This window comes from Kitasatospora sp. NPDC114501 (assembly GCF_055633695.1).
On sequence record NZ_JBVKDS010000001.1, the window covers coordinates 578,009 to 598,257 of the forward strand.

Sequence of the window (20,249 nt, forward strand, 5' to 3'; positions counted from 1 at the left end):
TGGGTAATCTTCCGTCTTTTTTCTGACAAGGATTTGAACGGATCACGGTTCAGTTACTAGGGTCATGCTCCGAACCACCGCACTGTCGATCGCCCAGCCAGGGTGGCGGCGGTGGTTACCGCCGAGTTCGCAAGGCAGCGGGGCAGGTCGAAGCGACTGCCCGACAGGGGAGCCCAGTGACTGGGGGCGCTGCGGAGCGGAGCCGGGGAACCACGTTCCTCCGGGGTGAATCGGCGCCAGGTCGGCCGAACGGCCGTGAGGCGTCGTAGGGCATGCTTCCGGCCCGAACCCGTCAGCTCACCCGGTAGGCGGACGTAGGAAGAAGGAGTCCGCCTTCGTGGCGTCCCATCGTCGTCCCAAGCCCGCCGGCCGCGCCCGGGTCTCGATCCTGACCGGCGTCGCCGCCGCAGCGGTCGCCCTCTCCGCGCAGTCCGGCGCCCACGCCGACCCGCAGCCGACCAAGGAACAGGTCAAGGAGCAGGTCGACCAGCTCAACGAGCAGGCCGAGGTCGCGACCGAGAACTACAACGCCGCCCAGGCCAAGCAGCAGGAGCTGGAGAAGCAGGTCTCCGGCCTCCAGGACCAGGTGGCCCGTCAGCAGGCCCAGGTCACCGAGCTCCAGGGCGGTCTGGCCGAGATCGCCGGCGAGCAGTACCGCAACGGGGGGATATCCCCGACCGTCCAGCTGATGTTCTCCTCCAGCCCGGACAGCTTCCTCAGCCAGGCCGACGCGCTGAACCAGGCCGGTGCCACCCAGAAGGGTCAGCTGAAGGAGCTCCAGGAGCAGCAGCGCAAGCTCGACCAGGACCGCAACGAGGCCCAGGGCAAGCTCGCCGAGCTGGAGTCGACGACCCAGCAGCTGAAGACCTCCAAGGAGGAGGTCCAGGGCAAGCTGAAGGCCGCCCAGGACCTGCTCAACACCCTGACCGAGCAGGAGCGCCAGGCACTGCGCCAGGCCGAGGAGAAGGCCGCGGCCGAAGCCAAGGCCAAGGCCGACGCGGCCGCCCAGGCGCAGGCGCAGGCCGACCGCGCCTCGCGCGACAACACCCGCGGCAACCTCTCCGCTCCGTCGTCCACCGCCCCGACCACCACCGCTCCGGTGAAGGTGGCCCCGGGCAGCTCGCGCGGTGCCGCGGCCCTCGCGGCCGCCGCGTCCAAGGTCGGCAGCCCGTACGTCTGGGGTGCCACCGGCCCGAGTTCCTTCGACTGCTCCGGCCTGATGGTCTGGGCGTTCAACCAGGCGGACGTGTCGCTGCCGCGCACCTCGCAGGCGCAGGCCTCGGCCGGCGCCCGGATCGGCACGGACCTCTCCCAGGCCCAGCCCGGCGACCTGCTGATCTTCTACACCGACGCCCATCACGTCGGCATCTACGCCGGCAACGGCCAGGTGCTGCACGCTCCCAAGCCGGGTGCGTCGGTGCGCTACGAGGCGGTCACCAACATGCCGCTGACCGGCATCGTGCGGGTCTGATCCCCGCTCTGCCGCTTCCAGGCCCGGTCTTCCCCAGGGAAGGCCGGGCCTGCGGCTTTTCCGGCGGGTCGACCTGATGTCCGATTAGGGGTCGAATATTCGGGTTGGGAGGGGTTTGGACTCGCTTGCCCGGACTCGCTAACGTCTGCCACCGGACTCCCGCTCGACGGCCGCCCGTCCCGGTGCGGCGGTGGGAGCCCGCGCCGCAGGATTGGAGTCGCTGCCGCCATGCCCGTGCACCGTCGTTCCCAACTGCTCGCCCGGGCGCTGGTGCTGACCACGGCCGCCGCCACCGCGCTGGGCGTCGCCGCCGGGGGTCGCGCCCAGGCCGCCCCCGGCAGCCCGGACCCGGCCGACCGTCAGGACGTCAAGACCCAGGTGGAGCAGCTGTACGACGAGGCCGAGCAGGCGTCCGAGAGGTTCAACGCGGCGCAGGAGGCCCAGCGGCGGCTCCAGGGCGAGACCACGGTCATCCAGGGCGAGATCGCCCTCGCCCAGGACCGGCTCAACGAACTGCGCGGCGACCTGGCGACGGTGGCCGGGGCCGAGTACCGCGGCGGCGGGATGACCCAGACGGCTCAGCTGATCCTCTCGCCCGACCCGGAGGACTACCTGGCCCGCGCCCGCACCCAGGGCCAGGCCGCCGCACGCCAGCAGGAGGCCCTGCACGAGCTGGTCACCCGGCAGCGCCGGCTCGACCAGCGCCGCACCGAGGCGGCCGACAAGCTCGCCGAGCTGGACCGGACCCGCCGCTCGCTCGCCGAGAGCAAGCTGGAGATCCAGCAGCGGCTGGCCAAGGCGCAGAAGCTGCTGAACGGCCTGGGCGCCGCCGAGCGGGCCCGGCTGACGGCCCAGGACGCCCGGGACGCCGAGCAGCGCGCCACCCGGGGCACCGACCGGCTGGACCTCGGCACCGCCCCGCCCGCCTCCGAGCGCGGGGCCGCCGCGCTGGCCGCCGCGGTGCGGATGATCGGCTCCCCGTACGTCTACGGGGCCACCGGGCCGCACGCGTTCGACTGCTCCGGTCTGATGTACTACAGCTGGCGGCAGGCCGGAGTGACCCTGCCGCGCACCTCGCAGGCCCAGGCGTACGCCGGGCAGCGGATCAGCCTGTCCGAAGCGCGACCGGGAGACCTGGTGATCTTCTACCGGGACATGCACCACGTCGGCATGTACGCCGGCGGCGGCGTGATCGTGCACGCCCCCCGCCCGGGCGCCAAGGTCCGCTACGAGAGCGTCACCGCCATGCCCGTCTCCGGGGTGGTCCGGCTCTGAGCGCCCCGCCGTCCGGCCCCGCCGGCCCCACGGAGATACCCCGCCCCGGCTCCCGCCCCCGCCGGGCGCTGTCCCGGCGGGGCGCGCTGCTGCTCGCGGCCGGCGGGCTGGCCCAGCTGTCGCTGCCGCCGGCCGCCCCGGCGGCGCCCGCGGCGCGGTCGGCGGACCGGCACGCCGAGGTGGCCGCCGCGCTGGCGGAGCGGGCCCGCTCGGCGCCGCCGTGGGCCGGGCTGCCGGTGGCCGAGGCGGGGTACCGCAACCTGGTGCTCGCCGCCTCCGGCGGGCCGGGGCGGCTGACCGCCGCCGCCGACCTGGCGGTGCGGGTCGCCGGGTACGACGAGTACCCGGTGGTGTACCCGCGCCGGATCGAGCTGGTCCGGGCCGGGGACGGCTGGCGGGTCGAGCACGAGGAGGGCGCGGGCGGGCCGCCCGCGCCGTGGGACTTCGGGCCGGTCCGGTCCGCGCCGGGCGCGCACTGCCTGGTGCTCGGGCCGGCCGCCGGCCCCGACCCGGCCGAGCTGGTCGCGGTGGGGGACCGGGCGGTGCCCGCCGTCACCGAGCTCTGGGGCGGCGCCTGGCCGGGCCGGCTGCTGCTGGAGCGGCCCGCCACCGGGGAGCAGTTCGCCCGGCTGCTGGAGGGTGACCCGGACGGCTGGACGGGCATGGCGGCGGTCACCGTGGCCGCCCCCGGGGCGCCCTGGCACACCCCGGCGGACCGGGTGCTGGTCAACCCGGAGGCGTACGGGCGGCTCAGCGACTTCGGCCGCCAGGTGGTGGTCACCCACGAGGCCACCCATGTCGCGACCAGGGCCGACACCCGGGCCTGGACCCCGCTGTGGCTCTCCGAGGGCGTCGCCGACTGGACCGCCTACCGGGACTCAGGCCGCAGCCCGCAGCAGATAGCCCCCGAGCTGGCCCGGGACGTCGCCGCCGGGCGGCTCCCCGCCGCGCTGCCCGCCGACCGGGACTTCGCCGCCGGGGCCGCCGGCATCGCCCAGGCCTACGAGCAGTCCTGGCTGGCCTGCGAGCTGATCGGCCGCACCCACGGGCCGCAGCGGCTGGTCGCCTTCTACCGGGCGGTCGGCGCGGCCGACGGGCAGGGCGAGGACCGGGAGCGCCGGACCGACCGGCTGATGCGCCGCGAGCTGGGCGTCGGCCTGGCGGAGTTCACCCGGCTCTGGCTGGAGCGGGTCGCGGCGCTCAGGGACTGATCAGCTGACTGGCCGATCGGCTGACGGACCGAACAGCGGAATGCCCGAACGGCTGACGGGCTGATCGGCTGATCAGCTGAGGGCCTGGTCAGCGCCCTTGCCGGGCCGGGGCGCCCGGCCGGTCGATGCCGTCCAGCAGGTCCTGCTCGTAGGCGATCCCCGGGCGCACCGGGTAGCCGGCGGCCGGCAGCGCGGCGGGCTCGCGGTCCAGCACCACGGTCGGCGGCAGCGGCGCCTCGCCGCGGGTGGAGCGCCAGAGCCGCACGCAGGAGAGCAGGGCCGCGGCCAGCAGCAGCAGGTTGCGTGCGGCCAGCACCGTGACCGCCACCGGGTCGCTGGCCAGGACCTGGGTGAACACGGTCGGGAACTCGACCAGGGTGAGCGGGCAGGCGAGCAGGATCAGCACCGCCACCGGCCGCTGGCTGCTGTTGCGCACGGTCAGGCAGACCGCCGCGACGCCGACCAGCCAGACCAGGTACTGCGGGCTGATCACCCGGCTGGTCACCACGAAGATCAGCAGCGCGCACAGCGCCGCGTCGTACATGGTGGCCGCGCTGCGCCGCTTGGAGGTGTAGCGCCACAGCAGCAGCCAGGCGAAGCCCAGCAGGGTGCCGGCCATCATCACCTTGCTGATCACGCCGACCCACGGCCCGAGCATCTCGGGGGAGCCGTAGTTCATGGTGACCTTGCCGTCCCAGCCGCCGGCGAGCCGGGCGAAGTGCAGCGGCAGCGCGCCGAGCGACTCGACCTCGATGCCGCGGTCCTTCTGGAAGGCCAGGAAGTCGAAGGCGCCGTTCATCCCGGCCGCCAGCAGGAAGCCGATCGAGACGGCGGTGGCCCCGGCCAGCGTCCAGGAGCGGCGGGTGCGGCGGCCGGAGGGGGTGCCGATCAGGCCGAGCAGCGGCCAGATCTTGACGATGCCGCCCAGGCCCAGCAGCAGCCCGCCGACCGCCGGACGGCGGATCAGCGCCAGCAGGCCGGCCAGGGCGACCGCGGTGACGATGACGTCGAAGCGGTTGTAGATCATCGGGCCGAGCAGCGGGACGCCCACCACCCACATCCAGGCGCCGGTCAGCGCCCGGCCCCGGCGCAGGCCGGTGCGCACCAGCAGCGCGGCCGCGGCGGCGTCGGCGATCCCGCAGATCACCCAGAACGAGACCAGGTACGACCAGGGCAGCAGGCCCGGCAGCAGGATCACCAGGGCGGCGCCCGGCGGGTACTGCCAGGTCACGTCGTCGAACGGGAAGGTGCCGGTCTGGAGCACGCCGTACCAGGCGTGGTAGATCATCCACACGTCCGCCGTCACGTCGCCGCCGGGCGCCTTCAGCACGCCCGTGGCCAGCAGCACCAGCAGGGCGCGGGTGGCCAGCCAGGTGGCGCCGAGCGCGGCGAGCGCCCCGAGCGGGCGGCCGAGGCGGCCGCGCGAAGAACCGGGCTCGGTGGCCGGGGCCAATTCCACTGCGCTCCCTCGTTCGTCTCGGACGTCCCCACCGGAGGCGTCGTACCGACGGACGCCCGGGCCGCGTCCTGGACGACGGCCTAGGTACTAGGACTGACCCGGGGGTGAAACGGTTGCCGTGCGCGCTTCCGTTCCCGGCGGGTCATGGTGTTGACCTATCGTACGGATCACCCAGCGGTACACCGCGCACCCCCCGACCGAGCGAGCCGTGGCCTGATGCACAGAACCTTGATCGTCACCAACGACTTCCCGCCCCGCCCCGGTGGCATCCAGGCGTTCGTACACAACATGGCCGTCCGTCAGCCCGCTGGCAGCGTGGTGGTCTACGCCTCCACCTGGCGGGACGGCGGCGAGGTTGCGCGCTTCGACGCCGAGCAGCCGTTCCCGGTGATCCGGGACCGGACGAAGGTGATGGTTCCCACACCCCGGGTCACCCGGCGGGCCGCCGAGATCCTGCGGGCGGAGAAGTGCGACTCGGTCTGGTTCGGCGCCGCCGCCCCGCTCGGGCTGATGGCGCCCACGCTGCGCCGGGCGGGGGCCGGGCGGCTGCTCGGCATGACCCACGGGCACGAGGCCGCCTGGGCCCAGCTGCCGGTCTCCCGGCAGCTGTTGCGCCGGATCGGCGCGGGTACCGACGTGCTGACCTACCTGGGCGAGTACACCCGCTCCCGGATCGCCGCCGCGGTCGGCCCGCAGGCCGCGGCCCGGATGGTCCAGCTGCCGCCGGGGGTGGACGAGACGACCTTCCACCCGGGCTCCGGGGGCGCCGAGGTGCGCCGCCGGCTCGGGCTGGCGGACCGGCCGGTGGTGGTCTGCGTCTCCCGGCTGGTGCCGCGCAAGGGCCAGGACACCCTGATCGAGGCGATGCCGCAGATCCTCGTGGACGTGCCCGACGCGGTGCTGCTGATCGTCGGCGGCGGCCCGTACCGGGCGGACCTGGAGAAGCTCGCGGACGCCACGGGCGTACGGGACTCGGTGCGGTTCACCGGCTCGGTGCCCTGGGAGGAGCTGCCCGCCCACTACGGGGCCGGGGACGTCTTCGCGATGCCGTGCCGCACCCGGCGCGGGGGCCTGGACGTCGAGGGCCTGGGGATCGTCTACCTGGAGGCCTCGGCGACCGGCCTGCCGGTGGTCGCGGGGGACTCCGGCGGCGCGCCGGACGCCGTGCTGGAGGGCGAGACCGGGTACGTGGTGCCCGGCGGCTCGGCCTCGGCGGCGGCCGAGCGGATCGTCCGGCTGCTGCGCGACGAGGAGCTGCGGCGGCGGATGGGCGAGGCCGGGCGGCGCTGGGTGGAGCGCTCCTGGCGCTGGGACCTGCTGGCCGGGCGGCTGACCTCGCTGCTGGCCGGGTGACGCGGACGGGCCCCGCCTCCTTCCTGGAGAGGCGGGGCCCGTCCGGCGCCTGCGGCGGCTACTTCCTGTAGAGCGCCTCGATGTCGGCCGCGAAGTCCTTCAGCACGACGTTGCGCTTGAGCTTCAGCGAGGGCGTCAGGTGGCCGCTCTCCTCGGAGAACTCGGTGTCCAGCAGCCGGAACTTCTTGACCGCCTCGGCGTGCGAGACGGCCGCGTTGCCGTCGTCCACCGCGGCCTGGAGGGCGGCCAGCAGGTCCGGGTCGGCGGCGAGCTCGGCGACGGTGGCGTCGGCGGGCTTGCCGTTGAGCTCCTTCCACTTCGGGAAGAAGTCCGGGTCCACGGTGAGCAGGCAGGCGATGAAGGGCTTGCGGTCGCCGACCACCATGACCTCGCCGACCAGGGCGTGGGACCGGATCCGGTCCTCGATCACGGCCGGGGCGACGTTCTTGCCGCCGGCGGTGACGATGATCTCCTTCTTGCGGCCGGTGATGGTCAGGTAGCCGTCGGAGTCCAGCGAGCCGAGGTCGCCGGTGGCGATCCAGCCGTCCTTGAGGGTGTCGGCGGTGGCCTGCGGGTTGTTCCAGTAGCCGGTGAAGACGTGCGGGCCCTTGAAGAAGACCTCGCCGTCCTCGGCGATCCGGACGGAGGCGCCGGGCACCGGCTGGCCGACCGTACCGATCTTCGGGTTGTCCCACGGGTTGAAGGCGGTGGCCGCGCAGGTCTCCGTCAGGCCGTAGCCCTCCAGGACGGTGAAGCCGATGCCCCGGTAGAAGTGGCCCAGGCGCTCGCCGAGCGGGGCGCCGCCGGAGATGGCGTGGGTGGCCCGGCCGCCGAGGGCGGCGCGCAGCTTGCTGTAGACCAGCTTGTCGAAGACCGCGTGCTTGAGCCGCAGGACCAGGCCGGCGCCGCCGGCGTCCAGCGCCCGGCTGTAGGCGATCGCGGTGTCGGCGGCCTTGTCGAAGATCTTGCCCTTGCCGTCGGCCTGGGCCTTGGCGCGGGCGGTGTTGTAGACCTTCTCGAACACTCTGGGCACGCCCAGGATCAGGGTCGGCTTGAAGGCGGCCAGCTCGGCGGTGACGTCCCGGATGTCGGAGACGTGGCCGAGCTTGATCGGGGCCATCGCCGGGGCGATCTCGGCGATCCGGGCCAGCACGTGGGCCAGCGGCAGGAAGAGCAGGACCGAGCTCTCGCCGGTGCGGAACAGCGGGGCGAGGCGCTCGACGACGTTGCCGCACTCGGCCAGGAAGTTGCCGTGCGTCAGCTGGCAGCCCTTCGGGCGGCCGGTGGTGCCCGAGGTGTAGACGATGGTGGCGACCGAGTCCGGGCCGGCGATCCGGCGGCGCTCGTGGACCGTGGCGTCCGGGACGTCCTGGCCGGCCGCGGCCAGCGCGGCGAGCGCCCCGCCCTCGATCTGCCAGGTGTGCTTCAGCTCCGGCAGGCGGTCGCGGACCTCGCCGAGCACCCCGACGTGCTGGTCGGTCTCGGTGATCACGGCGACCGCGCCCGAGTCGCCGAGGATCCACTCGACCTGCTCGGCGGAGGAGGTCTCGTACACCGGCACGGTGATCGCGCCGGCCGTCCAGATCGCGAAGTCCAGCAGCGTCCACTCGTACCGGGTGCGGGACATGATGCCCACCCGGTCGCCCGGCTCGATGCCCGCGGCGATCAGGCCCTTGGCGGCGGCGTGCACCTCGGCCAGGAACTGGACCGAGGTCAGCTCCTGCCACTGGCCGTCCACCTTCCGGCTGAGCACGGCGACGTCCGGGTGCTCCTCGGCGTTCCGGTGCACCGGGTCGGCGAGGTTGCCGCCGCTCGGTACCTGATAGAGGGCCGGAAGGCTGAAGTCGAGCAAGACTGCTCCTCGTTCGCGACGCTGCGGGACGGCAGGACGTTACTGCCCGGTAGGCAGCTTCGACCAGGGGGGTCGGCTCCGGTGTTCGAAGTGTCACACCCGGCCGGGTCCGACCTGGCCGTGACCGGGTCGTTCGAATGGCACCCTACGGCAGCGGAGAGCGACCGGTCGGTAACCTCCCCCGGCTGTGACTCGCCCGCTCGCCTCCGGGGCGCTCTGACCCGGTGCCGACGGTCGGCGCTCCCTCGCTCGTTCCTCGCTCCCTCGCTTCTCCCTTTCGGCACCGGCGCACCCCTTCGGCTCGGGGCGGGGGCTCGCCCGCTCGCCTCCGGGGCGCTCTGACCCGGTGCCGACGGTCGGCGCTCCCTCGCTCCCTCGCTTCTCCCTTTCGGCACCGGCGCGCCCCTTCGGCTCGGGGCGGGGGCTCGCCCGCTTGCCTCCGGGGCGCTCTGACCCGGTGCCGACGGTCGGCGCTCCCTCGCTCGTTCCTCGCTCCCTCGCTTCTCCCTTTCGGCACCGGCGCACCCCTTCGGCTCGGGGCGGGTGTGCATCACGCCGCCCTCCGGCGCGGCCCAGAGCCGATCGCCGGTCGCCGGGCGCGATAGCCTGCTCCGGGCGGACCGGGCCGAGCGCGCCCCGGCCGGACCGGCAGGCAGAGGGACGAGGCGGAGGGCCATTCCATGGCGGAGCACACCAGGTCGAGCATCACCATCGACGCGACCCCGGCCACGGTCATGGCCGTGATCGCCGACTTCGCCGCCTACCCGGCCTGGACCGGCGAGGTGAAGGAGATCGAGGTCCTGGAGACCGGCGCGGACGGCCGCGCGGCCGAGGTCCGGCTGCTGCTCGACGCCGGCGCGATCCGCGACGAGCACGTCCTCGCCTACACCTGGGACGGCGACCGCGAGGTCTCCTGGACCCTCGTCCGCAGCCAGATGCTCCGCTCGCTGGACGGTTCCTACGCCCTCGCCCCGCTGGCCGGCGGCCGCACCGAGGTGACCTACCAGCTCGCCGTGGACGTCAAGATCCCGATGCTCGGCATGATCAAGCGCAAGGCCGAGAAGGTCATCATCGACCGCGCCCTGGCCGGTCTGAAGAAGCGCGTCGAAGGCTGACACGTCGAAGGCTGAGACGACCGAACGGGGGCCGGACGGCATGACGGCGACACGCACCATCCTGGTCAGCGGCGACGCGGGCGCACCCGTGGTGGCCGCCGCCACCGCCCTGCACGCCGCCCGGCGGGGCCACCGCACCTGGCTGCTGGCGGCCGACGACCCGCACCGTGCCCTGGACTCCGCCCTCGGCACCCGGCTGGAGCCCGAACCGCTCCGGTACGCACCAGGCCTGACCGTCTCCCGGATCGACGAGCAGGCGGCCTTCCGCTACGCCGTCGGCGAGCTCACCGGCCGGCTCAAGCCCGCCCTCGACCTGCTCGGCGCCGAACAGCTCGACGCCGAGGAGCTCACCGCCCTCCCCGGCATCGCCCGGCTCGCCCTGCTGCGCGCCCTGCCCGCCGCCGACCACGACGTCCTGGTCGTGCTCGCCCCGCCGCCCGCCGAGCTGATCGCCACCCTCGCCCTGCCCGAGCAGCTCGCCCGCTACCTGGACCGGCTCGTCCCCGAGCAGCGGCAGGCCGCCCGGGCGCTGCGCCCGCTGCTGGCCGGACTGGCCGGCGTCCCGATGCCCTCCGACTGGCTGTACGAGGGGCGCACCAAGGCCGCCGCCGCGCTCGCCGAGTCCCGTGCCGCCGTCACCGCCCCCGGCACCAGCGTCCGGCTGGTGGTGCCGGCCGACGGCCACCCGTACCGGGAGCTGCGCCGGATCCGCGCCGGGCTGGCGCTGCACGGGCACCGGCCGGACGCCGTGGTGGTGCACGGCGCGCTGCCCGAGGAGGCCGTCTCCTCGCCCGACCCCTGGCTGGCCGCGCTGGCCCGCCGCCGGCAGGAGGAGCTGACCGGGCTCGCCGCCGAGACCGACGCCCCGGTGCTGGTCACCGGCCTGGCCGAGGCCACCCTGGAGGCCGTCGCCGACCGGCTCTACGGGGACGGGGAGGGGCCCGAGCGGCTGGCCCCCGAGCCCTGGCCGGTCGAGGACCGGCTCGCCGACGAGGGCCTGCTGGTCTGGCACCTCGACCTGCCCGGTGCCGACCGCTCCGAGCTGGACCTAGTCCGCCGGGGCGACGAGCTGGTGGTCGGGCTCGGCACCCACCGCCGGGTGCTCACCCTGCCGTCCGCGCTGCGCCGCTGCACGGTGGCCGGGGCCGGACTGCACGACGGGGTGCTCTCGGTGCGGTTCGCGCCCGACCCGGCGCTCTGGCCGCGGGGCTGACGGGGGCTCGACGCCGGTCGGGCGGGGCTCGGTGCGGATTCGGCGCCTTTCCGGGCGGCCCGGCCGGTCGGGTAGCGTCGGGCCGGAGGGCCGCGGGGTGCGGCCACGGCTGAGGAGGCGCCCGCGATGACCAGCACCGACGACCGCGACCGCACCGAGCCCGGCGCCCGGCAGGGCGGCGAGCCGGGCGGCCAGGGGAACCCGTTCGGACCGGAGCTGGGCCCGCTGGTGGACGAGGTCCGCCGGTTCGCCGGTGCGCTCGGCGAGAAGGCCCAGGAGGCGAGCGCCACCACCCTGATCACCCTGTCCGGGCTGGCCGACCGGCTGCGCACCCAGCAGCCCGAGGTCTACTCCCATCTCGCCGCCGCCGGTACCGGGCTCGCCGCCGCGGGTACCGAACTGCTGGCCGCCTACCGCGCCGCCGTGGCCGGGCACGAGAGCCGCTGGACCGCCGGGCAGAGCGCGCCGACCGAGAAGATCGACCTCGACGAGACTGACGGGCCGTCCGCCAAGCAGTGAAACCGTGACTTTCGGAGGGTGATCGCGCTGCTCTCGTACGTCACGAAGAAGGATATTAGATAAGACTTTTGAAGCATCCCGGCCCGCCTGCCCCAGGATTGTCTTCGGATAATGTATGCGAGGCTGTGTACGGGGGCCGGGTTGGGCGGTAGCGTTTCCGTCCAGCGGAACGAGTGAATAGCTGAGGGACACATGGCTCTGACCATCGGCGTCGATGTCGGCGGGACCAAGATCGCGGCAGGTGTGGTCGACGAGGCGGGCGAGATCCTGGCCCGGTCCAGGGTGCCCACCCCGGCCGACCCGCAGTGGGCGGTCGACGCCATCGCGCAGGCCGTGCGCGAGCTCAAGGAGCAGCACCCCGGCGTCACGGCGGTGGGCGTCGGCGCCCCCGGCTTCGTCGACAGCAACCGCTCCACGGTGATCTTCGCCCCCAACATCGACTGGGAGAACGAGCCGCTGCGCGGGCGGGTCGAGGAGCTCACCGGCCTGTCCACCGTCGTCGAGAACGACGCCAACTGCGCGGCCTGGGCCGAGTTCCGCTTCGGCGCGGCCGCCGAGCACCAGGACATGGTGCTGATCACCGTCGGCACCGGCATCGGCGGCGGCATCGTCCTGGACGGTCGGCTGCACCGCGGCCGCTTCGGCGTGGCCGGCGAGATCGGCCACCTCAACATGGTCCCCGACGGCCTGACCTGCGGCTGCGGCGGCAAGGGCTGCTGGGAGCAGTACGGCTCCGGGCGAGCGCTGCGCCGCTACGGCCGGGAGAAGGCCGCCGCCGACCCGCAGCGCGGCCGCCGGATGCTGGAGCTCAACGACGGCGTGGCCGAGACCATCCGCGGCATCCACATCACCCAGGCCGCCGAGGAGGGCGACCCGCTCGCCCTGGAGTGCTACGCCGAGCTGGCCGACTGGCTGGGCCGCGGCATGGCCGACCTCGCCGCGCTGTTCGACCCGGGCGTCTTCGTGCTCGGCGGCGGCGTCTCCGACTCCGGCCGGCTGCTGCTCGACCCGGTCACCAAGGCCTTCGAGCACTACCTGACCGGCGGGGTGCACCGCCCGCGCGCCGAGGTCGTGCTGGCCTCGATGGGCTCCGCCGCCGGCATCGTCGGCGCGGCGGACCTCGCCCGCGTCCCGTAACCGCCCCACCCCTCAGAGCCCGCCGGCGGCGGTGCGACCGGGCCCCGACCGATCCCGGACGCACCGCCGCCGTCGCACGTCCCGGCCCGGCCGCGTACGGTCGGATCGATCAGGTGACCGCCCAGGGGAGGACCATGAGCGCCGCGACCACGACCGCCGCCGCGACCGGGACCGCCGCGGCCCCCGAACCGCTGCCGCCGCCCGGCCCGGGCCGGCTGCGCCTGCTCAGCTACAACATCCGCTCGCTGCGCGACGACCGGCGGGCGCTGGCCCGGGTGATCCGGGCCTGCGAGCCGGACCTGGTCTGCGTCCAGGAGTCCCCGCGCTACTGGCGGCCCGAGGGGCAGGCCGCCTGGCTGGCCAGGAGCACCGGGACGGTCGTGCTGGCCGGCGGCGGCCGCACCGCCGCCGGGCCGCTGCTGCTCGGCCGGCCCGGCGCGGTGGAACTGCTGGAGGTGCACGACCGGCTGCTGCCCAAGACCCGCGGCCTGCACGCCCGGGGCTTCGCCGGCGCGCTGCTGCGGCTGCCCGGCACAGCGCCGTTCACCGTCACCAGCTGCCACCTCAGCCTGGACCCGGAGGAGCGGTACGGGCAGTTCGAGCTGCTGCTCGACCAGCTGGGGATCGCCGAACTCGGCGTCGTGGCGGGGGACTTCAACGAGCACCCGGACGGGCCGGGTTGGCGGCTGCTGGCCTCCCGGCTCCAGGACGGGTACCCGACCGCGCCCTGGGGAGGCGAGTTCACCTCCGTACCGGAGCGCCCCTACCAGCGGATCGACGCGGTCTTCGCCACGCCCGGGATCACCGTCCTCGGCTGCGGGGTGCCGCACGGGCTGCCCGGCGTCACGGAGGCCGACCTGCGGGCCGCCACCGACCACCTGCCGGTGCTCGCCGTCCTCGAACTGCCGGTCGTCTAGCCGCCCGGCCGTCGGTTAGACGACCGCGCCGTGGTCCGGGTCCTCCGGCTCGTCCTCGTCGCGGTCCTTCATCCGCGCGACCAGGGTGACGAAGCCGCCGAGGAAGGCGGTGATCCCCACCCAGGCGGGCCAGCCGGAGATCTCCCGCCAGACCACCGCGTCGACCAGCAGCAGGGCCGGGCCGCCGAGCACCGCCAGCCAGGCGAACTTGGCGGTCACGTCGGCGGCGGGCAGCGGCGGCGGCTCCGGCGGGACGAAGTGGCCCTCGTCGGTCTCCTCGGCCAGCTCGAAGTCGCGCGGGCCCGCGCCGCCGGCCGGCATCACCGGACGGCCGGAGCGGGGGCGGGGCCGCGGGGCGAGGTCGGAGAGGTCGTCCTGGTCGTCGCGGGCGCCGGTGCCGGCCTCCTTGTGGCCGCCCTTGAGCTCGTTCTGCGCCCGGAGGTTCTCGACCTCCGGCCAGTTCGGGTTGTTGAGGTCGACCGGGTCGTCGAACTGGGCCACCAGGGCGGCGAAGATCTCGTCCTGTTCGGCCTGGCTGCGCTCGGGGGCGCGGCGCGGACGGCGCTCGGCGGGGGCCTGCGGCCCGGCGGCGTCCCCGGCGTTCCCGGCGGAGCGGGCGGTGTCCTCGGCGGTGTCCTTGACTGGCGGGGGCGTCGCGGCGCCGTCCGGGCCGCCTCGGTCCGTCGGCGTACCGCCCGGGACGGCGGCGCTCGTCCCGCCGTCCCTGGTCGCGCCGTCCTCGCGGGGAGCCTCGTCCCCGCCGCCCGCCGTGCTGCTCTCGTGCACTTCCGGCCCTTCAGCCATGGTGATCGTCGGATTCGACCCGGGTGACGCCCGCCGCGTTCGCGGGAGCCAGCCGTCGGATGAAGTCCTGGCTGGCCCCGAATATTTCCGCCGCGTCGTGGTCCAGCGTGGCGACGTGGAAACTGCGCTGGCACAGCCGCTCGGTCACGTCCGTCGAGGATATCCGGGCCAGCACCAGTTCCGAGTTGGCCGGCGAGACGACGTGGTCCTGCGGGCTGTGGAAGAGCAGCACCGGCTGGGTCACCTCCGGCAGCAGCCGCTGGACCTCCCGCCACAGCCGGGTCAGCGACCAGGCGGCGTGCAGCGGGGTGCGGTCGTAGCCGACCTCGGCCGCGCCGGCCCGGGCGATGTCGTTGGCGACCCCGGGACGGCTGGGGACCAGGTGGCGCAGCACCGGCAGCAGCACACTCGCGGGGGTGTCCGAGCGCACCGACGGGTTGACCAGCACCAGGCCGGAGACCGTCGGCCCGTGCAGGGCCGCGAGCCGCAGCGCCAGCGCGCCGCCCATCGACAGCGCGCAGACGAAGACCTGCTCGCACTCCTCGGCGAGCGCCAGCAGCTCGCGCTCGACCTCGGCGTACCAGTCCTCCCAGCGGGTGAGCTGCATGTCCTGCCAGCGGGTGCCGTGCCCGGGCAGCAGCGGCAGCGAGACGGTGAAGCCGGCCGCCGCCAGCTCGTCGGCCCACGGCCGCAGCGACTGCGGCGACCCGGTGAAGCCGTGGCAGAGCAGCACCCCCACCGGTCCGCCGCGGTGGTGGTAGGGCTCGGCACCGGGCAGCAACGGCATGGCGGACTCCTTCGCGGGCGGGTGGCGCTGGGGGAGGGGACGCTGGTGGGGAGGTGCTGCGAAACCGCATCGTCCCACGCTCCGCGCCGGGTCGTACACCCCCTTCGAGCGTGCTCGGCCCGGCCCCTCCGGCGGGGCCGGGCGCGGCGGACGGCCGCGGGGCATTAGGATCGACCGGTCCGCATAACAGGAGGCCCGGGTTGTTCTACCGACTGATGAAGATGATCGTCGCGCCACTGCTTCGGCTCTTCTTCCGGCCGTGGATCGAAGGCGAGGAGAACATCCCCGCCGAGGGTGCCGCGATCATCGCGAGCAACCACCTGTCCTTCTCGGACTCGTTCTTCTTCCCCGCGCTGATCAGGCGCCGGGTCACCTTCATCGCGAAGGCCGAGTACTTCAACACCCCGGGCCTCAAGGGCCGGCTGACCGCGGCGTTCTTCAAGGGCGTCGGCCAGCTGCCGGTGGACCGGTCGGGCGTGCGCGGCGCCGGTGAGGCCGCGATCCGCAGCGCCATCGCGGTGCTGGACCGCGGCGAGCTGTTCGGCGTCTACCCGGAGGGCACCCGTTCGCCCGACGGCAAGCTGTACCGCGGCAAGGTCGGCGGCCTGGCCCGCGTCGCGCTGGCCACCGGCGCCCCGGTGATCCCGGTCGCGATGATCGACACCGAGAAGGTGCAGCCGCCCGGCCAGGTCGTCCCCAACTTCGGCATCCGCCCCGGCATCCGGATCGGCCGCCCGCTGGACTTCTCCCGCTACCACGGCATGGAGAACGACCGCTTCATCCTCCGTTCGGTGACGGACGAGGTGATGTACGAGATCATGCGGCTCTCCGGCCAGGAGTACGTGGACATCTACGCGACCGCCGCCAAGCGGCAGATCGCCGACGACAAGAAGAAGGCCGACGCCGAGCGCCGGGCCGCGGCCAAGGCGGAGAAGGCGGAGGCCGCCGAGGCGGAGAAGGCCGCGGCCGAGGCCGCGAAGTCCGCCGAGCCGGGCACCTCGGAGAAGCCGGAGTAGTCGTCCGCGCGGCCGCCTGGCCGACCGGACGGGCCCAGGGGAGGGGCGGATGACGGACGACGGCGGCAGAGCCGGCGCGGTCGGCGGCACGGTGGCGGCCGGCGGCATGTCCGTCGAGCTCCCGCTGTGGCGGGCGATCTCCTACTTCCGGGTGCTGGCCCTGTGCTACGCCCTGCTGCGGTACTTCAACTCGTACCTGCACTTCCTGCACCCGGTGGCCGGCTGGATCTTCCTCGGCGCGCTGACCCTGTGGACCCTGGCCAGCACCCGGGCCTTCGCCGACCCGCGGCGCTGCACCTGGTACGTCCTGGGCACCGACCTCACCCTCGCCGTCACCGGCATCGTGATGAGCGGGCTGACCGACTCCCCGGCCCGGATCAGCCACGGCGCGCCCACCCTGCCGACCATCTGGGCGGCCGGCACGGTCCTCGGCTTCGCCGCGAAGGGCGGCTGGCGCCCGGCGGCGGCCTCGGGCTCGGTGATCGGCGTCGCCAACATCCTCGGCCACGGCGGGCCGACCGGGGACAACATCCACAACATCGTGCTGCTGATGGTGGCCGGCTGCGCGGTCGGCTACGTGATCGAGCTGGCCCGGGCCAGCGAGGCCACCCTCACCCGGGCGCTCCAGGTGGAGGCGGCCACCCGGGAGCGCGAGCGGCTCTCCCGGGACATCCACGACGGCGTGCTCCAGGTGCTCGCCCTGGTCCAGCGGCGCGGCGCGGAGCTGAGCGAGGGGACGGGCTCCGGCGCGGTCTTCGCCGAGCTCGGCCGGCTGGCCGGTGAACAGGAGCGCGCGCTGCGCACCCTGATGACGGGCGGTCCGCTGCCGGCCCAGCGCGCGTCGCGGTCCGACGCCGCCGAGCCGCCGGACCCGGACGCCCCGCGCGACCTCACCGCGCTGTTGCGCCCGTACGCGGACGAGCGGATCACGTTCTCCGCCCCCGGCACCCCGGTGCTGCTGCCCGGCCCGGCGGCGGGCGAGCTCGCGGCGGCGGTCGGCGCCGCCGTGGACAACGTGCGCAAGCACGCGGGGGAGCGGGCCCGGGCCTGGATCCTGGTGGAGGACGAGCCGGAGGCCGTCACGGTCAGCATCCGCGACGACGGCCCCGGCTTCGCCCCGGGCCGGCTCGGCGAGGCGGAGCAGGCCGGCCGGCTCGGCGTCTCCCAGTCGATCCGCGGCCGGCTGCTGGACCTCGGCGGCACGGCCGAGCTGTACTCGGCGCCCGGGGAGGGCGTCGAGGTAGAACTGCGCGTTCCGAGGAAGGCCACGCCATGACCGACCAGTTGACGACCGATCAGCCGACCGCCGACCGGCCGGTGCGGGTGATGGTGGTGGACGACCACCCGATGTGGCGGGACGCCGTCTCGCGCGACCTCGCGGAGGCCGGGCTGGACGTGGTCGCCACCGCGGGCGACGGCGAGGAGGCCGTCCGCCGGGCCCGCGCCTGCACGCCGCAGGTGGTCGTGCTGGACCTCAACCTGCCCGGCCTGTCCGGCGCCGAGGTGTGCCGCCAGGTGGTCGCGCACGACCCGGCGGTGCGGGTGCTGGTGCTGTCGGCCAGTGGCGAGCACCAGGACGTGCTGGAGGCGGTGAAGTCCGGTGCGACCGGCTACCTGCTGAAGTCGGCCGGGCGGGAGGAACTGCTGGACGCGGTGCGCCGTACGGCCGTCGGCGACGCGGTGTTCACCCCGGGCTTGGCCGGCCTGGTGCTCGGCGAGTTCCGCCGGCTGGCCGCCGAACCGGCCGCGGCCTCGGCGCCGGCCGCCCCGCAGCTGACCGCCCGGGAGACCGAGGTGCTGCGGCTGGTGGCCAAGGGGCTGTCGTACCGGCAGATCGCCGACCGGCTGGTGCTGTCGCACCGGACGGTGCAGAACCACGTGCAGAACACGCTCGGGAAGCTCCAGCTGCACAACCGGGTGGAGCTGGTCCGGTACGCGATCGAGCAGGGCCTGGACGACGGGTTCTGAGCGGCGCCCGGCCCCGGCTCCAGGCCCGGCCCCGCGGCACGGCCCGACGCGCGGCCCCGGGCGGGGCACATCCGCCCGGGGCCGCGCCGCCGGCTCAGCGCAGCGCGGCCGTCGCCTCGCGCAGCAGGCCCGCCACGATGCCCACGCCGTCGCGGGTGAGCACCGACTCCGGGTGGAACTGGAGCCCCGCGAAGCCGTGCCCGCGCAGCGCGTGCACGTCGCCGGTGACGGCGTCCCGGGAGACCTCGACGCCCTCGAGGGCGAGCCGCGCCGCGTCCTCCTCCGAGCAGCGCGCGGTGAAGGTGTTGTAGAAGCCGACCGTGTGCTTGCCGCCGAACAGGTCGATGCGCTCCTGCGCCCCCTGGTACGGGACGGCCTTGCGGCCCAGCGCGAGCCCGAGTTCGGCGGCCAGCAGCTGGTGGCTCAGGCAGACCGCGAGCAGCGGCGAGGTGCGGGCGCCGGTGCGGACGGCGGCCAGCGCGTCCGCGACGATCGGCCGCAGCACCGCCATCTTGGGGTCGTCCACGAGCGCCGGGTCGCCCGGGCCGGGGCCGAGCACCAGCGCGCCCCGGTGCGCCGCGACCCGCTCGCGCAGCCCCGGCTCGTCGTAGCGGGCCACCGTCACCCGGTGGCCGAGCGAGCCGAGCAGGTGGGAGAGCATCGAGGTGAAGGTGTCCTCGCCGTCCACGACCAGGGTCGGCTCGGCCTCGGTGATCTCGGCCGGCTGCTGCATCCGCAGCCAGAACGGCGCGAGGTCGGCCCGGCGGGCGTCCAGGGCGGCCTGCACCCGGTGGTCGTCGGCGAGCCGGGGCCCGCCCGGGTGGGGCAGCCGGGCGGGCGCGGGCCGGGCGCCGATCGCGGTGAGCACCCCGGCGGCCTTGGCGTGGGTCTCGGCGACCTCGGACTCCGGGACGGAGTGGCGCACCAGGGTGGCGCCGACCCGGACGACCAGCCGGCCGGTGGCCGGGTCGATGTCGGCGGTGCGGATGCAGATCGGCGAGTCCAGCAGCTGCCCGCCGCTGGCGGAGCGGCCGATCAGGGCGAGCGCGCCGGAGTAGTAGCCGCGCCCGGAGGGCTCGTAGCGCCTGATCACCCGGGTGGCGTTCTCGACCGGGCTGCCGGTGACGGTCGCCGCGAACATCGTCTCGCGGAGCACCTCGCGGACGTCCATCGAGGTGCGCCCGCGCAGCTCGTACTCGGTGTGGGCGAGGTGGGCCATCTCCTTGAGCCGGGGCCCGAGCACCTGGCCGCCGAGGTCGCCGACCGTGCACATCATCTTGAGCTCCTCGTCCACGACCATGGTGAGCTCCTCCAACTCCTTGGGGTCGTGCAGGAACTGGAGCAGCGAGTCGAGGTCGGAGCCGCCGGTCGGGTAGCGGTAGGTGCCGGAGATCGGGTTCATCACGACGGTGCCGCCGCTCTGCCGGACGTGCACCTCGGGGGAGGCGCCGACCAGCACCCGGTCGCCGGTGTGCACCAGGAAGGTCCAGTAGGCGCCGCGCTCCTGCTCCAGCAGCCGCCGGAAGAGCGTCAGCGCGAGCTGGGGGGAGAAGTCGTCCAGCGTCGCGTGGAAGTCGCGCCGGATCACGAAGTTGGCGCCCTCCCCGTTGCCGATCTCGTCGCGGATCACCCGGCGGACGATCGCGGCGTACGCGTCGTCGTCCACGTCGAACCCGCCACCGGCAAGTGAGACCGGCAACTTCGGCAGGGCGTAGGTGAATTCGGCCAACGGAAGCACGTGCTGCTCGGCCACCGAGAGGGCCTGCAAGGGGGTTCCGTCGTCGTGCGCCTCGAAGCCGCGCTCGCGGATCTGGCGGTACGGGACGAGCGCGAGCAGGTCGTGCACCGGCCCGCCGTCGGCCGGTGCGCCGCTGCGCACGGGCAGGTCGGCGAGGTGCTCGTAGCTGTCGACGGTGCCCAGCAGCACCTCGACGGTGTCCGGGCTGAGCCGGGGCGTGCGGCGGTGCAGCAGGGCGAACGCGGGGGCGTCCGGGCCGGTGAGACGGGTGAGCAGGTCGACGGCGGTGGTCACGGGAAACGGCTTCCTTCCGGATGGACTGCTGAGAGGCGGTGCGAGGTCCGCTCCCGGAGGGCCGTCTGCTCAGACGCCGACGGCCGCCCCGAGGGGCGGCCGTCGTGTTCGTCTAGGAAC

Annotated in this window: 17 protein-coding genes and 1 riboswitch; of the genes, 12 read left to right on the forward strand and 5 right to left on the reverse strand. The window is 74.6% G+C overall.

The window, feature by feature from the left end; translation table 11 throughout:
* The first annotated feature begins 177 nt into the window (after positions 1 to 177).
* A riboswitch (cyclic di-AMP (ydaO/yuaA leader) is annotated at positions 178 to 327 on the forward strand.
* Positions 328 to 337: 10 nt separating this feature from the next.
* From ACZ7RU_RS02710 to ACZ7RU_RS02720, 3 genes are all read left to right on the forward strand, one after another.
* A complete protein-coding gene (locus ACZ7RU_RS02710) occupies positions 338 to 1,471 on the forward strand; it encodes a C40 family peptidase (protein ID WP_470339137.1) in 1,134 nt (377 codons plus the stop codon).
* Positions 1,472 to 1,699: 228 nt separating this feature from the next.
* Positions 1,700 to 2,746, forward strand: coding sequence for a C40 family peptidase (locus ACZ7RU_RS02715; protein WP_470339138.1), 1,047 nt, complete (start codon positions 1,700 to 1,702; stop codon positions 2,744 to 2,746).
* 179 nt (positions 2,747 to 2,925) lie between these two features.
* On the forward strand, positions 2,926 to 3,957 hold the full coding sequence (locus tag ACZ7RU_RS02720) for a hypothetical protein (RefSeq protein ID WP_470339139.1): 1,032 nt from the start codon (positions 2,926 to 2,928) through the stop codon (positions 3,955 to 3,957).
* 88 nt (positions 3,958 to 4,045) lie between these two features.
* Here ACZ7RU_RS02720 and ACZ7RU_RS02725 read toward each other — a convergent pair whose 3' ends face one another.
* Positions 4,046 to 5,416 carry a glycosyltransferase 87 family protein gene (locus ACZ7RU_RS02725; protein ID WP_470339140.1) on the reverse strand — a complete coding sequence of 457 codons (1,371 nt, stop codon included), beginning with the start codon at positions 5,414 to 5,416 and terminating at the stop codon, positions 4,046 to 4,048.
* Positions 5,417 to 5,632: 216 nt separating this feature from the next.
* Here ACZ7RU_RS02725 and ACZ7RU_RS02730 point away from each other — a divergent pair, with 216 nt between their 5' ends.
* Entirely contained in the window at positions 5,633 to 6,769 is a 1,137-nt protein-coding gene (locus tag ACZ7RU_RS02730) for a glycosyltransferase family 4 protein (protein WP_470339141.1), read from the forward strand.
* Between the two features lie 58 nt (positions 6,770 to 6,827).
* Here ACZ7RU_RS02730 and ACZ7RU_RS02735 read toward each other — a convergent pair whose 3' ends face one another.
* Positions 6,828 to 8,621: an AMP-dependent synthetase/ligase gene (locus ACZ7RU_RS02735; protein WP_470339142.1), complete on the reverse strand. Its 1,794-nt coding sequence runs from the start codon at positions 8,619 to 8,621 to the stop codon at positions 6,828 to 6,830.
* Positions 8,622 to 9,301: 680 nt separating this feature from the next.
* Here ACZ7RU_RS02735 and ACZ7RU_RS02740 point away from each other — a divergent pair.
* From ACZ7RU_RS02740 to ACZ7RU_RS02760, 5 genes are all read left to right on the forward strand, one after another.
* Positions 9,302 to 9,736, forward strand: a complete 435-nt coding sequence (locus ACZ7RU_RS02740) for an SRPBCC family protein (protein ID WP_355265109.1) — start codon at positions 9,302 to 9,304, stop codon at positions 9,734 to 9,736.
* A 40-nt stretch (positions 9,737 to 9,776) separates the two neighbouring features.
* A complete protein-coding gene (locus ACZ7RU_RS02745; RefSeq protein ID WP_470339143.1) occupies positions 9,777 to 10,949 on the forward strand; it encodes an ArsA family ATPase in 1,173 nt (390 codons plus the stop codon).
* A 126-nt stretch (positions 10,950 to 11,075) separates the two neighbouring features.
* A complete protein-coding gene (locus ACZ7RU_RS02750) occupies positions 11,076 to 11,468 on the forward strand; it encodes a DUF5304 family protein (RefSeq protein ID WP_470339144.1) in 393 nt (130 codons plus the stop codon).
* Between the two features lie 192 nt (positions 11,469 to 11,660).
* The gene (locus ACZ7RU_RS02755; RefSeq protein ID WP_470339145.1) at positions 11,661 to 12,605 is read left to right on the forward strand and encodes an ROK family glucokinase; all 945 of its coding nucleotides are present in this window, start codon (positions 11,661 to 11,663) and stop codon (positions 12,603 to 12,605) included.
* Positions 12,606 to 12,739: 134 nt separating this feature from the next.
* Positions 12,740 to 13,522, forward strand: a complete 783-nt coding sequence (locus tag ACZ7RU_RS02760; protein ID WP_470339146.1) for an endonuclease/exonuclease/phosphatase family protein — start codon at positions 12,740 to 12,742, stop codon at positions 13,520 to 13,522.
* A 15-nt stretch (positions 13,523 to 13,537) separates the two neighbouring features.
* Here the strand turns inward: ACZ7RU_RS02760 and ACZ7RU_RS02765 are convergent, their stop codons facing one another.
* Positions 13,538 to 14,308, reverse strand: a complete 771-nt coding sequence (locus tag ACZ7RU_RS02765; RefSeq protein ID WP_470339147.1) for a hypothetical protein — start codon at positions 14,306 to 14,308, stop codon at positions 13,538 to 13,540.
* Positions 14,309 to 14,318: 10 nt separating this feature from the next.
* Positions 14,319 to 15,113 (reverse strand): alpha/beta hydrolase, encoded by a 795-nt coding sequence (locus ACZ7RU_RS02770; protein WP_470339148.1) that lies wholly within the window; start codon positions 15,111 to 15,113, stop codon positions 14,319 to 14,321.
* 200 nt (positions 15,114 to 15,313) lie between these two features.
* Between ACZ7RU_RS02770 and ACZ7RU_RS02775 the strand changes: the two genes are divergently transcribed.
* Genes ACZ7RU_RS02775 through ACZ7RU_RS02785 form a run of 3 tightly spaced genes read left to right on the forward strand, consistent with a single transcriptional unit; the run spans position 15,314 to position 18,097 of the window.
* Complete coding sequence (locus tag ACZ7RU_RS02775) at positions 15,314 to 16,129, forward strand: lysophospholipid acyltransferase family protein (RefSeq protein WP_470339149.1); 816 nt, start codon at positions 15,314 to 15,316, stop codon at positions 16,127 to 16,129.
* A 49-nt stretch (positions 16,130 to 16,178) separates the two neighbouring features.
* Complete coding sequence (macS, locus tag ACZ7RU_RS02780; RefSeq protein ID WP_470339150.1) at positions 16,179 to 17,405, forward strand: MacS family sensor histidine kinase; 1,227 nt, start codon at positions 16,179 to 16,181, stop codon at positions 17,403 to 17,405.
* Positions 17,402 to 18,097, forward strand: coding sequence for a response regulator (locus ACZ7RU_RS02785; protein WP_470339151.1), 696 nt, complete (start codon positions 17,402 to 17,404; stop codon positions 18,095 to 18,097). The genes macS and ACZ7RU_RS02785 overlap by 4 nt, the downstream gene beginning before the upstream one ends.
* Before the next feature lie 94 nt (positions 18,098 to 18,191).
* On the opposite strand, the gene ACZ7RU_RS02790 is transcribed toward ACZ7RU_RS02785, so the two are convergent.
* Positions 18,192 to 20,129: a chorismate-binding protein gene (locus ACZ7RU_RS02790; RefSeq protein WP_470339152.1), complete on the reverse strand. Its 1,938-nt coding sequence runs from the start codon at positions 20,127 to 20,129 to the stop codon at positions 18,192 to 18,194.
* Between the last annotated feature and the right edge of the window lie 120 nt (positions 20,130 to 20,249).

What these genes read in the sequence shown, in the direction of transcription:
- ACZ7RU_RS02715 (WP_470339138.1), top strand. Translation starts at nt 1,700, where the DNA reads ATGCCCGTGCACCGTCGTTCCCAACTGCTCGCCCGGGCGCTGGTGCTG.
- ACZ7RU_RS02730 (WP_470339141.1), top strand. Translation starts at nt 5,633, where the DNA reads ATGCACAGAACCTTGATCGTCACCAACGACTTCCCGCCCCGCCCCGGT.
- ACZ7RU_RS02740 (WP_355265109.1), top strand. Translation starts at nt 9,302, where the DNA reads ATGGCGGAGCACACCAGGTCGAGCATCACCATCGACGCGACCCCGGCC.
- ACZ7RU_RS02745 (WP_470339143.1), top strand. Translation starts at nt 9,777, where the DNA reads ATGACGGCGACACGCACCATCCTGGTCAGCGGCGACGCGGGCGCACCC.
- ACZ7RU_RS02750 (WP_470339144.1), top strand. Translation starts at nt 11,076, where the DNA reads ATGACCAGCACCGACGACCGCGACCGCACCGAGCCCGGCGCCCGGCAG.
- ACZ7RU_RS02755 (WP_470339145.1), top strand. Translation starts at nt 11,661, where the DNA reads ATGGCTCTGACCATCGGCGTCGATGTCGGCGGGACCAAGATCGCGGCA.
- ACZ7RU_RS02760 (WP_470339146.1), top strand. Translation starts at nt 12,740, where the DNA reads ATGAGCGCCGCGACCACGACCGCCGCCGCGACCGGGACCGCCGCGGCC.
- ACZ7RU_RS02770 (WP_470339148.1), bottom strand. Translation starts at nt 15,113, where the DNA reads ATGCCGTTGCTGCCCGGTGCCGAGCCCTACCACCACCGCGGCGGACCG.
- macS (WP_470339150.1), top strand. Translation starts at nt 16,179, where the DNA reads ATGACGGACGACGGCGGCAGAGCCGGCGCGGTCGGCGGCACGGTGGCG.
- ACZ7RU_RS02785 (WP_470339151.1), top strand. Translation starts at nt 17,402, where the DNA reads ATGACCGACCAGTTGACGACCGATCAGCCGACCGCCGACCGGCCGGTG.